Source organism: [Bacillus] selenitireducens MLS10 (genome assembly GCF_000093085.1).
Classification (GTDB): Bacteria; Bacillota; Bacilli; order Bacillales; family Salisediminibacteriaceae; genus Salisediminibacterium; species Salisediminibacterium selenitireducens.
The window spans coordinates 1,112,911-1,132,511 of sequence record NC_014219.1; the positions used below are offsets into that span (position 1 = coordinate 1,112,911).

Sequence of the window (19,601 nt, forward strand, 5' to 3'; positions counted from 1 at the left end):
GTCCTTCCAAAAGGATGGTATGGTTGTCCTTTTTACAGAATCCAGCCGGAGAGAAGCATCACGCCGGCGAAGACAACGAAGGTGACCGTTGCCATAAAGATGATGACAAAACGGGCTTTGAAAAAGGCAAACAGCATGAACGTGTTTTTCAAATCGAGCATCGGTCCGTAGACGAGAAAGGCGACGATCGACGTATCGGTAAACTGAGCACCGAAGGACGATGCGACGAAGGCGTCGGCCTCAGAGCACAGAGACAGCAGGTAGGCAAAGCCCATCATGACGAGGGTTGAACTTACCTGATCGGAGCCGATGGCATGCAGGAGACTGCGGTCGAGGAACGTCTGGAACATCGCGGCAATGAAAGCACCGAGAATGAGGTATTTGCCCATCATAAAGAACTCGTCTGATGCGTGATGCAGAATATCCTTCAGCCGCTTCATGAGTGCCTGTCCCTGTTTCGGCGGTGTCAGATGCACGTGCACATGGTGACTGCTGAGCCCCTCGTGAATCGAGGAACGGAGCTGTTGGGGCCGGTTGCGGAAAACGAGATACAGGACAGCACCGATGATGATGGCGAGGACGAACGCAAGACCCATCCGGCTGTATAAAATCGCCTGGTTATCCCGAAAGGCGAAGTAGGTTGAGAGAAACACGACAGGATTCAGGATCGGTGCGGCAACGAGAAAGACAACCCCGACATGAAGGGGCATGCCTTTTTTGATGAGTCGCCGGACGACAGGCACGATGGCACATTCACAAAGAGGAATGATTGCCCCGAGCATCGCCGCAGGCACGAGGGCAGCCCAGGCGTTTGACGGCAAAAAGCGCTGGATCGTTTCTTCTGAAACGTACAGCTGAATCAGAGCTGAAATAAACACCCCGAGCAGGATGAACGGGATCGCTTCAAGGACGATGCTGAGAAAGATCGTATTCACATTCAGCCACGCATTGGGCACGGCTTCGATTAATTCAAGGTCACTGACCTGATCGCTGAATAAAAATAAAAGGAGAAAGACAAACAGCAGTCCGATGCCAAGGAGATCCTTGCCAATCAGACTCTGATTCGGTTTGGACATGCGGATACAACTCCTGACAAAAGGTTCTCAGGAAATTATATCACGCTGTTGAGGCGGGTTGTATGGGGAATTGTGAAGAAGGCTCTGTTAAAGCTTGTTGTTGATATTTGCTTAAAACGAACAAATGTTCTATAATGAAGTCATCAAACAAAAGCAGGTGACGACTGTGAGAACAACCGATATCCTTAAAACCATTCAAAAACTTAATCCAGCGGAAAAGCATCGGTTACGGGAATATTTAATCGATGCCCTTACTGCGTCATCGTCAACAGGAACGGTGCTGGAGGAAATCTCTGAACGGAAGCATAAGGACGGTTATCGTTGTCCTGATTGCGAGTCAGAGCATATTGTGCGGTTTGGTAATTACCCTATTATCGCGGACGGTGAAGAAGTGAAGAAACAGCGTTATCGCTGTAAGGCTTGTCGAAGGACGTTCACCGACCTTACTAATACAGCATTATATCGAACTCGTCATCTTAATCGTTGGATGAAGTTTATTGAATGTATGATAGAAGGCTATTCGCTTCGTAAATCGGCGGAGTTGATTGGAGGCGTTACTCACGTCACATTATTTTATTGGCGGCATAAGCTCCTCTCTGCATTAAAACAGACGGAAATCTCAAATTTCCAAGGTATCGTTGAAATGGACGAGACCTATTTTCTGTACTCTGAAAAAGGACAAAAAAAGATTGAAGATAGAAAGCCTCGAAAGCGTGGTGGTTCCGCAAAGAAACGGGGCATAAGCAACGAACAGGTATGTGTCCTCGTTGCAAGAGACCGCGAAAAGGTCACATTTTCCCAAGCGTTAGGAATGGGTCGGTTAACAAAAGAGCAATTAGATAAATCCATCGGGCATAAACTTTCCAAAGAGAATGTGTTATGTACCGATGGTTGGCGTGCATTTAAAGTCTATGCCTTTGAAAAAGAGATGGACATTTATCAGTTCAAGTCTGACGGTAACATTCGCACAAAGGGGCTTTATCACATCCAAAACGTCAACAACTACCACCGCCGACTGAAAGGTTGGATACAACGCTTTAACGGTGTCGCCACCAAATATCTGAACAATTACCTTGCGTGGTTTCAAGTGTTAGAAAGCATCCATCATCAGCGAAACGAAGTTACAATGAAAGATATGATAATTAAAGGGAATTTAATTCCAAACAAAGAAACTTATGATACACTTAGATTATCCAAATTCACTGTATAAAAGCTGGTTCTTAATCAACTAACGGGGAATTTAGCATCTTTCTATACTTTTTTTGCCTATCGTTTCTTTTGCAACATTTCAACTTCTATTTTTCGATATTAGAACGATGGGTAAAGAGAGGTAATATATAATACTTGTTCTTAAACAAGCGGGTTAGCGTTAGCAGAATAATAAATTTCAGGAGGTTAAATAAATATGAGTGAACCTTTAAAAATCTACATCGGACTAATAATAGTGATACCTTTTTTAGTTATGTTTATAACAAATGTATCGGTATCAAATTCTGGAGGACTTAGTGCCGTTCTATATTTTCTTTCTTTAATTTCAACACATTTAGTTGTAAATAAAATTCAAAGTTCTTTAAACTGAAGAAAGCTTTTGTGAAAGATTGTACTTAAGCTAACGGTGGCGTTAGTTGAAGAAGACAATAAAACCAAACGACACTCCTAGTTTTATGGGAGTGTCGTTTTTTATATAAATACCAACATTGAACTTTAACAGAGCCGTGAAGAAAAAGAAAAGTCTCTCCCGAAACAGCCGGTCAGGCAGGCGGAACCACGTGTTCCGGGCAGAGATAGTTCTGACGGATCGCCTTCACGACCGCATCGGTGCGGTCAATGGCGTCGAAATGGCGGACGATGTTCATGGAGGCGAGGTAAATGGTGGAGAGAGAGCAGCCTTTTTCTTCTGCAATGGTTTTTGGGGATTGCCCGTTTGCAAGGCCTTCAAGGACGTATTTTTCCGTCTGGTTCAGCTCGTAGATGGGGTTATGCGGATGCAAAATAAACGAAGATATCGATTCTGCAGGCTGTTTTAATCGATCCATGGCACGAATAACATGGGCGTGAAATTCAAAATCCATGTAGAAATACCCCTGATCGACGGCCTCATTGATCGTGTCGTAGTCGGACTGGAGATGTTTGAATGTTGTGATACCGTGGATCGGCAGATGAATAAGGCCGGGGATATCCCTGTATGTGCCGGTCTCAAGGACACAAATAACCCGCTGGTGATGGACGAAACGCTGGATCAGACGGTTGACGTGATCGAGTTCGGTGTCTTCTGTCAGATGAATAAAGAGTGTTTTTGCATCAATATCCTGCTCGGACGCGGGTGCTATATGCATGACAGGCTTTATGCTGTTCAGACTTTTGGCATGTTGATTCAAGGTGATCATGACGGCTTCTTCATGTGTCAGCATCGTGGTCTCCTCCTCTTTTGTACAATAAAAAACGGTTTTGTGTATAAATATTGTATGGTTTATAGCTGAATAATGCAATGAAGAAGTGTTGAAAGGGCATTTATTTTCACCGTAAAGACTGAACATGGCTAACGTTCCTGCTGTGCCGAAGGGATCAGTCGTAGGCGATGCGGCATGGGTATTCGTCACTGTGCCATTAAAAAAATCCCCTCTGAATTACTCAGAGGGGATGGATGATAAAGTAAACTGAAATCAGACATTTACAGTCCTTGAGGATTCATTTACTTTCGCCTGTGCAGCTGCAAGTCGGGCGAGCGGAACCCGGTACGGGGAACAGCTGACGTAGTCGAGGCCGGTTTCGTGACAGAAGGCAATGGAGCGTTTCTCACCGCCGTGCTCTCCGCAGATCCCGGTTTTGAGACCCGGTTTCGTCTTGCGTCCGAGGGTGACACCGGTCTCAACGAGTTTGCCGACGCCTTCCGTATCGAGAACGGCAAACGGATTGTGCTCCAATACACCGTGGTCGAGGTAGTGCTGGAGGAACTTGCTCTCGGCATCGTCCCGGCTGTACCCGAACGTCGTCTGGGTGAGGTCGTTCGTTCCGAAGCTGAAGAAGTCGGCTTCTTCGGCGATGGCGTCTGCCGTCAGAGCGGCTCTCGGGATCTCGATCATCGTCCCGACGGTGTATGTGAAGGATACGCCGGTTTCTTCCGTGACGGCGATGGCTGCATCTTCAACGACCTTGCGCATCGCCTTTAACTCCTGAACGTGACCGACGAGCGGAATCATCACTTCAGGCTGTACCTCGACCCCTTCTTCTGAAAGAGCCGCAGTTGCTTTGAAAATCGCCCTTGACTGCATCTCGTAGATTTCCGGGTATACCATGCCGAGGCGGCAGCCGCGGTGACCGAGCATCGGATTGAATTCATCCAATAGCCGGACGCTCTTTAAGATCTTTTTCTTCTCGGCGAGTTCCGGTGCGCCCGGGTCCTGGATCTCCATCCGTGTGATGCCGACGAGGAGCTCTTCTTTATCCGGGAGGAACTCGTGCAGCGGCGGATCCAGCAGACGGATCGTCACCGGGCGCGGTCCCATGGCTCTGAAGATGCCTGTGAAGTCTTCGACCTGCATCGGAAGCAGTCTGTCGAGGGCCTTTTGCCGGTTGTCGAGATCATCGGCGAGGATCATCTCACGGACGACCGGGACCCGCTCGGGATCCATGAACATGTGCTCCGTGCGGCACAGACCGATTCCTTCAGCCCCGAATTCCACGGCTTTTTGTGCATCCTGCGGGGTGTCCGCATTCGTGCGGATCCCGAGCCGGCGGGTTTCGTCGGCCCACTGGAGGATCGTTTCAAACTCATCGGAGAGCTGCGGCGGGATCATCGTCGCTTCACCGAGCATGACTTCGCCGGTGCCGCCGTCGATCGTGATCGTGTCGAGGTGGTTGACGGTTGTGTTACCGACGCGGAACGACTTGGCCTTCATGTCGATCTGCATCTCGCCGCATCCGCAAATGCACGCCTTGCCCATGCCCCGTGCAACGACGGCTGCGTGACTTGTCATGCCGCCCCGGCTAGTGACAACTGCTTCTGCGGCGACGATGCCGTGAATGTCGTCAGGGGTCGTTTCCGTGCGGACGAGGATGACGTTTTGGCCTTTGCCTTTTAAAAGCTCCGCTTCATCAGGGTCAAACACGACCTGGCCAGTGGCGGCACCCGGTGACGCAGGAAGCCCTTTTGTGAGCTTTTCGACGTCGTCGGAATGATCAATCCGCGGATGCAAGAGCTGATCGAGCTGTTCCGGATCGACCCGGAGAAGGGCCTGCTCTTTATCGATGACGCCTTCATGGACCATTTCGACAGCGATGCGGATCGCGGCCTGGGCGGTCCGTTTGCCGTTTCGGGTCTGAAGGATGAAGAGCTTGCGGTTTTCGACGGTGAATTCAATGTCCTGCATATCCCCGTAGTGGGCTTCAAGCCGATTCGCCGTATCGATGAACTGCTCGAAGACGTCAGGAAGATCCCGCTGTAAGGAAGCGATTGGCTGCGGTGTGCGGATCCCGGCGACGACGTCTTCCCCCTGGGCGTTGATGAGGTACTCACCGTACAGTTTCGCTTCGCCGGTGGACGGATCCCGGGTGAAGGCTACACCCGTGCCGGAATCATCACCCATATTGCCAAACACCATGCTTTGAATGTTGACGGCGGTGCCGAGGTGGTGCGGGATGTCGTTTAAGTTCCGGTAGATGACGGCCCGCTGGTTGTTCCAGGAATCAAAGACCGCTTTAATGGATAAGAAGAGCTGTTCCTTCGGATCCTGCGGAAACGGGGTTTTCGTGTGCCGTTTGACGATTTTTTTGTAGGCTTCAATCACTTCTTTCCAGTCCGCCGCAGAGAGTTCCGGATCGCTTTCATAGCCCTTTTCCCGGCGGAATTTGCTGAGCTCCTGCTCAAAGAAGAAGCTCTCCACACCAAGGACGACATCACTGAACATCTGAATAAAGCGGCGGTAGGAGTCGTAGGCGAACCGGGCATTGTCCGTCAGACCGGCGACGACGTCCACGGTCTCGTCGTTCATCCCGAGGTTTAATACGGTATCCATCATGCCCGGCATGGAGAATACGGAACCGGACCGGACGGAGACGAGAAGCGGCTGATCACTGCCGCCGAGGGTCTTGCCGGTTTTGCTTTCGAGCTCTTTGAGAGCCGTCATGACCTGATCGGTGAGGGCTTCGGAAATCTGCCCGTCGTGATCGTAGTAATCGCTGCACGCCTTTGTGGAAATGGTGAAGCCTTCCGGGACCGGCAAACCGATGCGGGTCATTTCCGCAAGGTTGGCCCCTTTCCCTCCAAGCAGTTCCTTCATGTCTTTTTGGCCTTCGTGAAAGGCGTATACGAGTTTTGTCATCAGATGACTCTCCTTTCGATTTTTAATACGTCGAGAATATAGTGGGCGGTCTCTTCCACAGCTCTTGCCGTCACGTCGATAATCGGACAGCCGAGGCGCTTCATGATCGCTTCTGCGTAGTCGAGTTCTTTTAAGATCCGCTCGTACTGGGCGTAAGTGGCATCCGAGCGGAGCCCCATGGTCTTCAGCCGTTCCTGGCGGATGTTGTTCAGCTTGTCGGGACTGATGATGAGACCGACGCAGCGTTCAGGCGGCACTTCGTACAGCTCATCCGGCACAGGCACTTCAGGCACGAGAGGGATGTTGGTCACTTTAAAAGCCTGATGGGCGAGGTACATCGACAAGGGCGTCTTGGAGGTGCGGGAGACGCCGGTGATGACGAGATCCGCTTTCAGGATACCTGAAGGGTCCTGGGCATCGTCGTAGCGGACGGCGAACTCGATGGCGGAGATTTTGCGGAAATAGTCGTCGTCGAGTTTTCGCATTCTCCCGGGCTCAGAGCCCGGTGTGATCGAGAAGGTGTCCGTAAACTCCTGCATGAGCGGGCTCATGAGATCGATGGCCCTTATCCCGGCGGCTTTTGCCCGCGTATCGAGATAGTCTTTCAGCTCCCGGGTCACGAGGGTGTAAATCAGCATCGCCGGCTGTGTCTGTGCCTGATAAATGGCGTCGTCGATATCCTCGTAATCGGACACGTACGGGATTCGTTTGTACAGAAAATCCGTGTCCGGAAACTGGCTGGCAACGGCCTTGGCGACATGTTCCGCTGTCTCACCGATGGAATCGGACAGGACGAATACAGTTGGTCGCTGCATGGGGCTCACCTCCGTTTTTAATGTGTTACACTTAATATTAAATAGTATAACACATTTTAAAAATCAGGCTACCCCCTTTTTTAAAAAATTTCAGTTAACTTCGGATTGGCCCTCTTCTGACCTGATTTGGTATACTGGACAGTGAAAAAAGTAAGCGTTCTCAAAAATGGAGGAGGGAATTGAGATGAAGGCGAATCATACCATTCATCAGCACTGCCATCATACGGTGTGGAACCATGCCATTGAACCGGTCTTGTCCGTTGCACCAGGGGAGAGTGTGTCATTTGAAGTAATGGATGCGTCAGGCGGACAGTTTACGAGAAAATCCACGAGTGCCGATGTCCCGGGAATTGATTTTGCACAGGTGAATCCGGTGACGGGCCCGGTCTATGTGGAAGGGGCGGAGCCGGGGGATACCCTTGAAGTCCTGATTGAAGAGTTCGGCACGCTCAGCTGGGGGTGGACGGCGATTATTCCGGGATTCGGCCTCTTGGCAGACGAGTTCAAGGATCCCTATCTGAAGATCTGGGATCTCGATAATCAGAAGACCGCCGAGTTCCTTCCGGGAATCGAGCTCCCTGTCAAACCGTTTCCGGGCACGATCGGGGTGGCCCTGCCGGAGCCGGGTGATCACGGCATCGTCCCTCCGCGAAAAAACGGCGGCAACATGGATATCCGTCACTTGACGAAGGGGGCAAAGCTCTATTTGCCGGTCTGGGTTACAGGCGCGCTCTTTTCTGTCGGGGACACCCACGCGGCCCAGGGAGATGGGGAGGTGTGCGGCACGGCGATCGAAGCCCCGATGCATATCAAACTGTCGTTTAAGCTCCATAAAGGAAAAATGATTCAGGAACCGCGCTTTGAAACCCCGGGACCGTTGACGACGGGGCTCGATGAAAAGGGCTACTATGTGACGACCGGGCACGCCAGTGATCTGATGGACGCGTCAAAAAACGCCGTCCGCTATATGATTGAGCATCTTGAGAAGGAACACGGGATCTCCCGTCAGGAAGCGTACGCCTTAAGCAGCGTCGCCGTTGACCTGAAGATCAGTGAGATCGTCGATGTGCCGAACTATCTCATTTCCGCCTATTTGCCAAAACGGATCTTTACATGATGAGCCATAAAAGAAAGGGCCATGCAGACGTGATGCTGCATGGCCCTTTCTCATTATTAATATGTGTAAATATCGGCTTCGTTCTCGACGATGATGATGCCCGTATTGGCTCCGAGCTCCTGCATGAAATAACGCATCATCGATTCAGGGACGGACACACAGCCGAGGGTCGGGGTGCCGTTTGAGACGTGGAGAAAGATGGCACTGCCCTTGCCCGGGATAGGGTTATCCATGTTGTAGTCGATGGCCATGGCGTACTTATACTGATCCCTGTAGCGGATCAGGTGTTCATCATGTGCGTGGGAACTTGAGCGTTCCTGCCAGGTGTTGTAATGCGGATCATTCACATTGGAGATCCAGTAGGAACGGTTCGTAATCGGTTTGTACGGCATCTTCGTTCCTGGATTGTCGGTACCGAAGGCGAACGGCATCCGGAAGCTGCCAACAGGCGCGTTTCGGTCCCCTTCCCGCTTCGTTTCACTCACTCCGTTGATGCCGACGAAACCATTTGTTGTCTTTCGGACCTTTGTCCAGACATAAGGGTCTTTCTTCCAGTATGTGACGGTGGCCCGGCCATTCCCGTTATGGACGACGGTGAGGATCTGATCGGTGTCCTCGGCGGTTTTGGTTGACGCGATCCTCGGCTGTTCAGGGAGCGGCACCGGGGAAACGCGGAAGTCCTCGTTTAAAGCTCTCGCCAGGAACAGGGACATCTGCATCCGGGTGACATGATCTCCAGGCCGGAAAGTGCCGTCGGGGAACCCGATACTGACCCCGGACTGAGTCATGTATCGGATGCTTTGAAAAGCCTGCATGCGAGAAGAGAGATCAAAAAATGCAGTCGGATCGTACGGCGTCTTGAGATCATGAAATGCCCTGTGCAAAAAGAGACTCATATCCCCTCTTGATAAAGGGCGGTAGGGGGCGAAGGTTGTTTCATTGAATCCATTAATAATCCCGTGATCTCTCATTTCTGCGACATATCCTGATCCGCGGTGATCGACAGGCACATCATGAAAACCGGTTTCCCGTGGTTCCCCGTTTAAACCGAGAGAGCGGCCGATCATAATCGCTGCATCAAGCCTCGAAACGGAATTTTCCGGTTTAAATGTTCCGTCCTTATACCCCTGAATCACACCCTTGCTGATTAACAGATCTGCTTCTGCAGCATACTGTTTTGGAATGTCGGGCATATCTGCAGCTAGGACACCGTTTACTGGAGGAATCATCAGTATCGAAAATAAAAGCGTTGATTTCACGAGTCTCTGTATCCATCTCTTCATTTAAATCCCCCCTTTGTAAAGCTAGGCTACCCTGAAAATAAAATCTTTGTCAGTTCGGTTGAAGGTAGCGGTTTGTAATAATAAAAGCCCTGTATTCTATCACACCCTTTTTTCTGCAGAAAGTCAAGCTGTTCTTTCGTCTCGACACCTTCGGCGATGACGGAGAGGTTCAGGCGGTTCGCAAGGTGAATGATCACTTCCGCAATCATCCCTTCATCTTTTACAGGGATATCCATGATAAAGGACCGGTCGATCTTCACCTGATCGATGTGAAAGGTCTTCAGATACGCAAGGGACAAATAGCCGGTGCCGAAGTCGTCGATGGACACCCGGATGTATCTCTCATGCAAGCGGTCAAGGATCCCGTTGACTCCCTGATTCATAAGCAGGCTCTCCGTGACTTCAAGGGAGAGAAGCTCCGGCGGGAGTCCCGTCTCCATTAGCACGCTATCGACGAGATCAATCAGGTACGGGTCATGAAAATGCATAGGCGAAACGTTGACAGACACGGGAATATAAATGCCTTCATCATGGAGCGTCTAATTGAAACGGCATGCCTCACGAAGCACCCACTCCCCGAGGGGGCAGGATGAGCCGGTGTTTTTCCGCAACGGGGATAAACACATCCGGCGGGACAGAGCGGCCATCCGGCTCCCAGCGGATAAGTGCTTCGATCCCGGTAATGTCTCCGGTGCGGCTGTTGATCTGAGGCTGGTAATAAAGGGTGAAGACTTCCTCTTCATTCCCCTGACGCAGCTGACTGAGGAGCCGGTATTCGTCGCCCGTTGCTTCTGAGACGTTGTTGTTGTAATAGGCATAGCGCTGATTGGGCTCCTGTTTGACATGGTTCAGTGCCGCCTGTGCGGAACCCATCAGTTCTTCGGCGCTCCTGCCGTCATCCGCATAGGCAGCGATCCCCATCCGCACACTCACAAAGAATTCTTCGTCCCCGATTGGATACAGGCCGGACAGTTCTTCTTCAAGGACCGTCAGAAAGCGGGTGATATCAGGGTTTTCTGTGAACGGGGCGAATTCATCTCCGCCGCTTCTGCCGAGGATATCCGCCTGTTCTTTCATACGCTGTATACGGTCTCTCAGGGAAAGGACGATGTCACTTCCGGTGCCGAGCCCTTTTACCTCATTGATTGTCCGAAAGCCGTCAATGTTGATCAGGATCAGATAGCCGCCTTTGTCCACATCCGGGTCCAGACGTTTATTCACGAGCGTGAGGAAGTGGTCTTTATTAAAGAGGCCGGTAAACCGGTCATAAAAACGGAGGGACTGGATCTCCCACTGCTGTTTCTTGGCCGTTGTAATGTCTTTCAGGCTGCCGATATCATAGGTTCGCCCCTCATACGTCATGGTGGAAAGAGACAGAATCAAATGCATGTTCCGGAAATGAAACTCGGTCTCCCGTCCTGTGCGACTCCTGTGAATGTGCCCGATTATTTCTTCATCAAGGAGCTCGTCTATATCTCCCGAAACCGTTTCGTCGCTGTTCAAATCGAACAGCTCGAAAAAAGCGGTATTGGCATACAGCAGTTTTCCTGATGAATCCGCGACAAAGAAGGCATCTTCCGAGTCTGCGAGTATGGCGAGGGTCAGCTCGAGCTCTGTCTGTATCATTGTCCGCTCACTGATTTCCGTTTCCAATTCCCTGTTTTTATCCGTCAGGGTGTTGACGTAATGACGGATGCGCCTGCTCATCGAGGCAAGGCCGTTTGCGAGGGTTCCGATCTCATCATGACGACTCAAATACGGTTTAAGGACGTCGAGGCCGGTCGCTTCACGGTCATAGGCTTTTACGGCGAGTGAGAGGTTCTGAACAGGAACGGTCATGGAACAGTTCAATAGATACAAAAGCCCTCCTGCAGCTGCGGTGACGACCATCAGAAGAAGAAATGACTGTTCGAGAAGAGCGGAGACGGGTTCGCTCACTTCTTCTTCATCGATGACGGCAAAGACGGTCCAGTTGTTTTGAGCCATTGGGTACGCTTAAATCAGGTGGCCATCCTGTTCGGCGAAGTCTGTGTTGTGCTGCATGTCACTTGTGGGTGGCAGGAGCGGATCCGTCTTTTGCCCCTCCAAAACGGCTTCATCCGGATGAAAAAGGGGTGTCCCCGTGTCATCCATCAGACTCACGTAGCCCGTTTCACCTGCTCCATATGTCTGGAGTTCCTCCTGAATATCAGCGAGGAAAATATCAATGGCAACGGCACCCGGAGGACCCTGTTCGTGATCCGGAAGCAGCGGTGCTGAGAACGTTACGACGGCTTCACCCGTCCCGAAATCCGTGTAGGGCGGTGACATCCAGATCTCTTCGGATTCGAGGGTGACCAGTCGCGCTCGGAGAGGACGAAGCCTTCTTCGGGCGTGTAGCCCGGTATACGGGCTATCAGGTCGTTGGCACCGCTGATGCCGATATAAGCGAAATGGATCATGGGATTTATGGCATGGATATCCTGGAGTTGGGTGACGACATGGTCATAGAGGGGATGGGATTCTTTCCTAGCAGTTGTGTTCACATCGGCTGCGAGAGTCTGAAAGGAGTGATTCGTAGCCATCTGTTCGACAATGGCTGCATACTGGTTGAGGAAACGCTCTGTTTCGAGGGCTGCAAGACCGGCTTCCTGACGGAGGTTTTCCTGAATGGCTTCTTCAGAAAACGAACGGATATGGTTGCCGAGGACGAATACGGTCATCAGGACATAGAGTAAGAGAGCAAGCAAAAACATGACGCTGTATTGTCGGGACATGCTTCTTCGTAACCATTGCATGGACCATCAACCTCCTTCCTGTGAGTGAAGAGTCGTGTTGCAGAAAATAATACCAGTTTTTCCGGAAAAATGCGCCTTTCACCATCGCTTCACAAGTTCTTCCCGGAAACGGCGAACAATGTCCGCCTTAACTTGCAATATCATCCAAATAAGCGAGCGTGAAGAGGATGGTGACGGGGGGTGTGATTTTCACTGTACAAAAGTGATAATTATAATAATCAAAAGTTATGCGTGTCTTTTCCCATCTTTCAAAAAACAGACGTGAACGGGCCGTACGCGCATCCGATGTTTTCCTTTATCAAGGATGCCCAGCCGTTCAGAGCTTTTGATCCCTCGTCGATCAGTGCCCGGTTACTGCAACAGATGCTTCAGGATAAGTATCTACAGCTCCTTGAAGGAAACAGCATCAAATGGAATTTCACGGAAGTTTCTTGTCGACCGGGAAGGAAAAGTGTTGAGCCGCTTTGAACCGAGCGCCAATCCCGCATCATTTGAAGCGGAAATTCAGGCACTTTTATAACAAGCCAAACAAGCAGCTCCCTGGCTTATGGGGGCTGCTTGTTTGTGTATGCAAACGGCAGTTCAGTGATCAAAGGATGAAGGCGGCGACGATTGTACCGGCGACACCGACAAGGAATGCGTACAGAAGGGCCGGGATCAGGGTTTTTCGGATGATGTCGCCTTCTTTACCGACCATGCCGACAACGGCCGCCGCGGCAACGACGTTATGCACACAGATCATATTCCCTGCGGCGGCTCCGGCGGTCTGCTGGGCGAGGACGAGGTTCGTATTGAGTCCGGTGTCCATGGCTGCGCTGTACTGAATCGGTGAGAACGTCAGGACGGATACGGTTGCGCTCCCTGTGATGAAGGAACCGAGCAGTCCGAGATACGGTGCAACGAAGAGCCATACGCCGCCGAGGGAGCCTGCCATAACCGCCGCGATATGCTGGGGCATGGAGACGAGATCGTTGGCGTTGATGCCCGAGTTACTGAATACCTGCACAAGGGCGAGGGTCGGAAACAGGGCAAGCGCGGCGCCCGAAACCGTCGGGACCGTCTCTTTGGCTGCGGTGATGAAGTGTCCGAACGTCTTTCGCTGGGTATACACAGAGATCAGCGCTGCAAGCAGAAGCACGGCCCCCGGGGAATAGAGAAACTCCCAGTTGGAGGTGACGCCTTCGACCCCAAAAATATTTGACCAGCTGAGGTCGATGGCGTTTTGGGTGAACTGCTGTACCGGCTCGACGATTCGCGTCATGAGAAGAAGCACGATGACAATCACGTAGGGACTCCAGGCGGAGAGGAGGCTCATCTCTGACTTCTCCTCAGTGACGGTAAAGCCTTCCTGCAGGGCATCCTGCCATGGCTCAGCCGGAAGCAGGAATTTTTTCTTTGCCGTCACAGTTGCGACGGCAAGCCCGGTGATTGACGCGAGGATCGCAACGAATTCCGGGCCAAACAGGGATGCATACAGGAAAGCGGACAGGGTGTACACGAGGCCGATCATCAGTGACCACGGCAGCATCCCGATGACAGAAGACAGTCCCTTCTGTTTGCCGAAGGCGACCGTGAGGACCGTGATCAGGATGAACGGGACCAATGAGCCGACGAGGATGTCCATCATCGTAATCTTCACGGCCACTTCCTGAAACATCTCGGCTCCGGCGCCTTCGATATTACTGAGCCCGACGATGACCGGTGTTCCGACCGCGCCGAATGACACGGACGTGCTGTCGGCAATGAGAGCCATCGTTGCCGCGGCAAGGGGCGTGAAGCCGAGGGCGACCATGAGCGGTCCCGTTACGGCAGCCGGGGTTCCGAATCCGGCGGCGCCTTCGATCAGTCCACCGAAGAGAAAGGCCACGATGATCACCTGCACGCGCATATCGGGTGAAATGTTGCGGAATCCTTCATTGATCCGGTCGACGGCACCCGTCTGTCTCAATGTGTTTAAAAGCACGATGGCTCCGATCAGGATAAAGAGAATCGTCAGGGCCCGGTGAAAGCCTTCAAAGATCGAAGCGGTAAGGGGGAGGGCCTCCATCCCCCAGACGAAATAGGAGAGGGTAATAAAGATGAGGGCACTGTAAAGCATCCCCTGTTTCGCGGACATTCTTAAAATGACCAGAAATAAAAACGGAAGCAAGATTGCACTGGTCGCAGTAATGAATAACATGATGACATCGCTCCTGTTCGTTAGTGGATTTACAATAAATATCGATCGAAAAAGCTCGCATGATCACAAATGGGCCTGTTTCCATTATAATGGACTTGGTAACCGTCTTCAATCCATGAATATAGCAAGAAAAAGGAAGGGAGTGGAAAAAGATGACTGGCTCAAAATGGGGACTCGTTGGCATCGGCCGACTGGGGAGCGCGTTATTAAAGAAGTGCGATGCAGAAGGATTGCCTCTGAAGGTCTATCACCCGGACTCGGCAAAAGCAAAGGAAGCGGTCGATGGAACCCTTCATCAGGCCGCATCGCTGTTTGAACTTACGGGCTGTGAGTACGTTCTGCTGGCGTTGCCGGCGAGTGCCATGGAGACATTTCTTGATGAACTGTCCGGGGTGGAGGGGCATGTCTCTCCGGTTTTGATCAACCTCTCGACAAAGGACCGGACAGACCGGCTGAAGAAAGCGTGGCCTGCCTTTGCCTTCACCGGAGTGAAGCTTGCCGGGCATGCAAAGGCATTTGAAGAGGCGGGCGGGGCGCTATTCGTGTCCGGTGCATGGGATATGGACGAGACGTTGCGTGCTTTCTTTGAACGCCTTGGTACGACGCGCACCGGAACGGAAGAAGAGATAGAAGCCTTCAACCGGCTCGTGACAAAAACGGCGGTTACGGCCGCGGTCCGTTTGGAAAGAGAGCTTGAGAAAGAGGGCTATGATGCGGATTACCGGAGATTGGCGCTCCGTCACATGGTTCCTGAGATCGTCAAAGCCTATGAAGCAGACGAGCTCGGCGGCTTTGCAGAAGCTGTCAGGCGTGAAGCAGACGGGGAGTAATGAGCATCTGTTTGGCGTCCTGTTTCTCCCTTGATGAACGATACAGGCGGAAGAAAACATGACAAATGTCTTACCAACGGGAGCGGTTTCCGCTATACTGAACAGTGGTCATCTACTGGCAATAACGGAACATACAGAGAGAGGATACAGGGGGAGATGCATTTGAAGCTGCAGGGAAAAATGCTGGCGGTCATACTGCCGGCTGTGCTACTTGTCTTTTTGATCACAATCGGTTCGATTATTTTCAATCTTCGTGGGAACATTGAAGAACAGTCTCATGACTATGCCTTCAGTATGGCGCGGGAGACGGCATCACAGGTGGAGACCATTCTGAACCGTTACCACGCCCAGGCGTCTCAGGTGGCGTTTGCCCTTGAAGCGGCGGATATTACGGACGTCAATCAGGGACAGGTGAATGCGATTGTTGAGAGTGCGTTTGAGTTAAATGAATCGGTCCTCGAGATTGCGCTCTATTTACCGAACCCCGACGCCAGAAGAGATTTCAGGGAATTTACATACCGGCCGCATACGGCGGCCTTTGACCGGGATGCCATGGAAGCAGCCGTCCTGACAGAAGAGCGGGAACATCTCGCGGAACCGGTGATGGACGGCGACGGGGACGAGGCGCGGATGGTGTCAGCCATCTCCCTTCCGATCTATGACGATGATGAACGGATTGGCATGACGACCGTCATCTTCAGCCTTGATGAGATTCAGATGCTCACAGAAGACGTGATGCTGTTTGAGAGCGGATTTGGCCGGCTGTTGTCCAATGAGGGCATAGTGGCAGCCCATGCGGATGTGAGCCGGGTCGGTAATATCGCCGGAGAACTCGGAGATGAGACGGAGGGTGATCCTGAGATGTACCGAAACGCCATCTCAGGGGGAGAGGAGATGAACGAAGTTTCCCACTCCGTTTCCGTCGGGATGGACGTGTACAAAACGTTCACGCCGATTCATCTCGGTGACACGCAAACCCCGTGGTCCTTTGGCACGGTGACCGATGAGGACGAGATTTTCGGAGCCCTGCAGGATACGGTCAATCAGTCGACGTGGATCGGCCTCGCAGGTCTGGTCGTCATCTCCGTGATCGTCGCTCTGGTGGCCCGGGTTGTTATTAAACCGATCCGGGTTATGACGGATCATGCCGGGCGGATCGAACAGCTGGATCTCTCAGAAGAGATCCCGGCACATTACAGGAAACGAAAAGACGAAATCGGCGTTCTTGCCCGCTCATTTGACAACATGTCCGCTTCGCTCCGTCAGGTGATGACGAAGAACCGGGATGCGGCGGAAAAACTGAGCGAGGCCTCAGACAGCCTGTCTGCAAGGGCCTATGAGACTGGTGAATCGGCGTCAGAGATTGCCCGTTCCATGTCTTCGGTCACTGAAGGCGCCGTGGAACAGTCGGAAGCGATGGCAGCCATCGCAGAGAAAATGGCGCGCACCGTTACGGAAACACAGGACGGTCAGACCCACGCCAGACACGCTCTCGATGAAGCGGGCCGTGCGTCGGAGCTTGCAGGTGAAGGGGAAGCGAGCGTCGGGCAGTCGGTTACGCATATGCAGTCGCTCATAGCGAGTATGGATCAGTCCACGAAGGTGCTGAACCGGCTCAGTGAGCGTTCCGATGAAATCGGCGGCATCGTCTCTGAGATCAGCTCCATCGCCGAACAGACGAATCTCCTTGCATTGAATGCCTCCATTGAAGCCGCACGGGCGGGTGAACACGGCAAAGGTTTTGCCGTCGTCGCCGATGAGGTTCGAAAGCTCGCAGAAGAGTCCAATGCGTCGAGTCAGCGTATTGATACGCTGATCAAGGGCGTGCAGGAAGAGACGGCTGAAACGGTGACGACGATGAACGGCAACATGACGCTGATGAAAGAACAGGTCGAGCTCGTGGAAGCGAGCGGTGACGTGATCCGACAGATCAGTGAAGCCTTTACGAAGAGCCGGGAGGCGGTGAATCAGGTCCATCAGAAGCTCGACGATCTGCGGACATATGCCGAAGAGGTGGATGAATCCATCAAAGGCATCTCATTGATCGTCGATCAGACGGCGGCTTCCGCCGAAGAGGTGACGGCTTCATCCGATGAACAGAAAGAAACCCTCGATCAGATCTCGGCCAATGCCGAAGAGCTGACGGACATCGCAGGAGCCCTTGAAGAGGAGACAAAGCGGTTTACGCTGTAACAAAAGAGAAACGGCAGCCCTGATGTTCAGAGGAGGCTGCCGTTTTGTGTATGTGACCGAATGAAGCTGTGCGTGTCAGGCCGAGCCGTCATGGTGCTGTTTGTGCAAAAAACGGCTCATCTGAGAGGCGAGGATCTGCTGGAACAGGGTCCCGGCAATCACCGGCAGCACGACAGCCGGCGGGAAGAAGATGGCCGCAAGTCCTGATCCTGCCCCGATGTTTCGCATTCCGGCGGCGAAAAAGACGGCTGTCATGTCCGCCCGGGTGAGCCGAAACAGCCTGGCAAACAGATAGCCGAGACCGTAGGCCAGAACGGAAATGCTGAAGACGCTCAGAAGGACAAGGGCAAGCTCTGCATCAAAGGTATAGATCACCGGTGCGACGACGGAGCCGTTGATCATGATGATTGTAAAGAGTGCGAGTTTGGAGGTGAGCTGAATGCCCTGGTTCATGCGTGTAACGGTTTTACGAAACAGGTGCCCGCTCACAATCCCGGCAAGGGACGGCAGGACGAGGATGAGAAAGAGGCCCAGGGCGAGTTCGCCATAAGCGATCACAATACTGACATCGAGAAACAGATAGAGAAACACCGGCAGATAGATGGGAACGATGAGCGTATGGATGAGGATGATGAAGAGGACAAGGGCGATGTTGCCTTTGTTCATCGTCACCCAGAGAACACTTGCGACGGCGGTCGGGATCAAAAAGGCGAAGACGGTCCCCGTCAGATACGCTTCGTTTCCGCTGAAGACGATACTCGCTGCGATGAGGGCAACAACGGGCGTGATGATCATACTGACGAACAGCGTGATGAAGATCGGCAGCGGGTGGGTAATGGCCTCGGTGAGGTCACGGACATGGACCCCGGTGGAACTGAGGAAGGTTATGAGGACAAACAAAAACGGGATCAGCCCCTGAAGATTTCCGAAAAATCCGTGCAACAGAATCCCGACCGTCAGAACGAGCGGGGTAAGCCAGGCGATATGGGCATTGATGAAGCGGTTGATGATCGGCATGACAGAAACGTCCTTTCCGTATTGTTTGAACGGGTAATGATGACTGTGAAAAAAGATTCCAGTCTGCGCGGTTTCTATGTATGATGGATATAACTGCAGGCAGATGGGTGATACTCAGTCTACAGTTTGATTCATGATGGTGAAGATGACAAGCCTTTTATGTTCACTTCTTGTGTTAATAAGCAAGGCTGAAAAAGAATGTCAGACAATACGACTGACTATTGGAGTGATCAGAACATGGAACGACTCACATTTCCGGATGAATATCCGGTACAGCTGATGGTGAACGGGAGAGAACTTGCGACCTTTCAGCTCTCGCTCACAGGCCTTGAGGATTGGACGATCGGTTATCTGTACAGCGAAGGGCTGATTGCATCTTCGGAAGAGATTGAAGAGTTGAAAGTCCGGGATGATCTCGGGCGGATCGATGTCGAAGTGGCTGAAGAGAAGGAAAGCTTGTTTTTCGGTGAGCGGAAGAAGCATTACACGGCAGGGTGCGGCAAAGGCATCACCTTCTTCTCACAAAGCGATGTCCGGGATTTCCCTGAGGTTCGATCGGTCCGTCAGGTTACGTTAAGCTATTTACTGAAACAGATGGCGGCCTTTGGGAAACAGACGCCGCTCTATGACCAAACAGGCGGCATGCACGGTGCGTGCCTCTTTGGCCTCGACGGGGAAATGATCGTCTATGAGGACATCGGCCGCCATAACGCCGTCGACAAAGTGCTCGGTTACGCTGTTCGCCATGCGCTCCCGGCTGAGGAACTGATTCTCCTCACGTCCGGGCGGATATCGTACGAGATGATGGCAAAGGCGGCGAAGTACGGGATCGGCATCGTCGGTTCAAGAACGACGCCGACGCATCAGGCCGTTCAGATCGCCAACTATCTCGGTGTCGAAGTCGTCGCCTATATGCGCGGCAGACGTGCGGAAGTGTGTACAAATCACGGCCGGGTCGAACACGACCTGAAACATCTCCTTGAAGAGCGGTAA

16 protein-coding genes are annotated in these 19,601 nt (G+C 52.2%); 5 read left to right on the top strand and 11 right to left on the bottom strand.

Features of this window, described 5'->3' with window-relative positions; genetic code table 11:
* Positions 1–32: 32 nt before the first annotated feature.
* The gene (locus BSEL_RS04985; RefSeq protein ID WP_013171913.1) at positions 33–1,076 is read right to left on the bottom strand and encodes a permease; all 1,044 of its coding nucleotides are present in this window, start codon (positions 1,074–1,076) and stop codon (positions 33–35) included.
* 166 nt (positions 1,077–1,242) lie between these two features.
* On the opposite strand from BSEL_RS04985, the gene BSEL_RS04990 reads away from it, so the two are divergent.
* The gene (locus tag BSEL_RS04990) at positions 1,243–2,286 is read left to right on the top strand and encodes an IS1595-like element ISBse1 family transposase (RefSeq protein ID WP_041581762.1); all 1,044 of its coding nucleotides are present in this window, start codon (positions 1,243–1,245) and stop codon (positions 2,284–2,286) included.
* 541 nt (positions 2,287–2,827) lie between these two features.
* Here the strand turns inward: BSEL_RS04990 and BSEL_RS04995 are convergent.
* The 3 genes from BSEL_RS04995 to BSEL_RS05005 all read right to left on the bottom strand — a co-directional run bounded on the left by BSEL_RS04995 (position 2,828) and on the right by BSEL_RS05005 (position 7,212).
* Positions 2,828–3,487 (bottom strand): LuxR C-terminal-related transcriptional regulator, encoded by a 660-nt coding sequence (locus BSEL_RS04995; protein ID WP_013171916.1) that lies wholly within the window; start codon positions 3,485–3,487, stop codon positions 2,828–2,830.
* Between the two features lie 252 nt (positions 3,488–3,739).
* A complete protein-coding gene (gene ppdK / locus BSEL_RS05000) occupies positions 3,740–6,397 on the bottom strand; it encodes a pyruvate, phosphate dikinase (RefSeq protein WP_013171917.1) in 2,658 nt (885 codons plus the stop codon).
* Complete coding sequence (locus BSEL_RS05005) at positions 6,397–7,212, bottom strand: pyruvate, water dikinase regulatory protein (RefSeq protein WP_013171918.1); 816 nt, start codon at positions 7,210–7,212, stop codon at positions 6,397–6,399. The genes ppdK and BSEL_RS05005 overlap by 1 nt, the downstream gene beginning before the upstream one ends.
* 184 nt (positions 7,213–7,396) lie before the next feature.
* On the opposite strand from BSEL_RS05005, the gene BSEL_RS05010 reads away from it, so the two are divergent.
* The gene (locus BSEL_RS05010) at positions 7,397–8,329 is read left to right on the top strand and encodes an acetamidase/formamidase family protein (RefSeq protein ID WP_013171919.1); all 933 of its coding nucleotides are present in this window, start codon (positions 7,397–7,399) and stop codon (positions 8,327–8,329) included.
* Positions 8,330–8,385: 56 nt separating this feature from the next.
* Here the strand turns inward: BSEL_RS05010 and BSEL_RS16995 are convergent, their stop codons facing one another.
* From BSEL_RS16995 to BSEL_RS05050, 6 genes are all read right to left on the bottom strand, one after another.
* Positions 8,386–9,612, bottom strand: a complete 1,227-nt coding sequence (locus tag BSEL_RS16995) for an S-layer homology domain-containing protein (protein ID WP_013171920.1) — start codon at positions 9,610–9,612, stop codon at positions 8,386–8,388.
* 26 nt (positions 9,613–9,638) lie between these two features.
* Entirely contained in the window at positions 9,639–10,121 is a 483-nt protein-coding gene (locus tag BSEL_RS18170; protein WP_269815728.1) for an EAL domain-containing protein, read from the bottom strand.
* A gap of 49 nt (positions 10,122–10,170) precedes the next feature.
* Positions 10,171–11,598: a diguanylate cyclase domain-containing protein gene (locus BSEL_RS18175; protein ID WP_041581764.1), complete on the bottom strand. Its 1,428-nt coding sequence runs from the start codon at positions 11,596–11,598 to the stop codon at positions 10,171–10,173.
* Between the two features lie 9 nt (positions 11,599–11,607).
* The gene (locus BSEL_RS05035) at positions 11,608–11,922 is read right to left on the bottom strand and encodes a cache domain-containing protein (protein ID WP_041581766.1); all 315 of its coding nucleotides are present in this window, start codon (positions 11,920–11,922) and stop codon (positions 11,608–11,610) included.
* Positions 11,877–12,389 carry a hypothetical protein gene (locus BSEL_RS05040; protein ID WP_155522703.1) on the bottom strand — a complete coding sequence of 171 codons (513 nt, stop codon included), beginning with the start codon at positions 12,387–12,389 and terminating at the stop codon, positions 11,877–11,879. The genes BSEL_RS05035 and BSEL_RS05040 overlap by 46 nt, the downstream gene beginning before the upstream one ends.
* Before the next feature lie 589 nt (positions 12,390–12,978).
* Positions 12,979–14,568: an L-lactate permease gene (locus BSEL_RS05050; RefSeq protein WP_013171921.1), complete on the bottom strand. Its 1,590-nt coding sequence runs from the start codon at positions 14,566–14,568 to the stop codon at positions 12,979–12,981.
* Between the two features lie 152 nt (positions 14,569–14,720).
* Here BSEL_RS05050 and BSEL_RS05055 point away from each other — a divergent pair, with 152 nt between their 5' ends.
* Positions 14,721–15,398 carry an NAD(P)-binding domain-containing protein gene (locus tag BSEL_RS05055; protein WP_013171922.1) on the top strand — a complete coding sequence of 226 codons (678 nt, stop codon included), beginning with the start codon at positions 14,721–14,723 and terminating at the stop codon, positions 15,396–15,398.
* A 162-nt stretch (positions 15,399–15,560) separates the two neighbouring features.
* A complete protein-coding gene (locus BSEL_RS05060; protein ID WP_013171923.1) occupies positions 15,561–17,591 on the top strand; it encodes a methyl-accepting chemotaxis protein in 2,031 nt (676 codons plus the stop codon).
* A 75-nt stretch (positions 17,592–17,666) separates the two neighbouring features.
* Here BSEL_RS05060 and BSEL_RS05065 read toward each other — a convergent pair whose 3' ends face one another.
* Positions 17,667–18,608 (bottom strand): bile acid:sodium symporter family protein, encoded by a 942-nt coding sequence (locus BSEL_RS05065; RefSeq protein ID WP_013171924.1) that lies wholly within the window; start codon positions 18,606–18,608, stop codon positions 17,667–17,669.
* Positions 18,609–18,845: 237 nt separating this feature from the next.
* Between BSEL_RS05065 and fdhD the strand changes: the two genes are divergently transcribed.
* The gene (fdhD, locus tag BSEL_RS05070; protein ID WP_013171925.1) at positions 18,846–19,601 is read left to right on the top strand and encodes a formate dehydrogenase accessory sulfurtransferase FdhD; all 756 of its coding nucleotides are present in this window, start codon (positions 18,846–18,848) and stop codon (positions 19,599–19,601) included.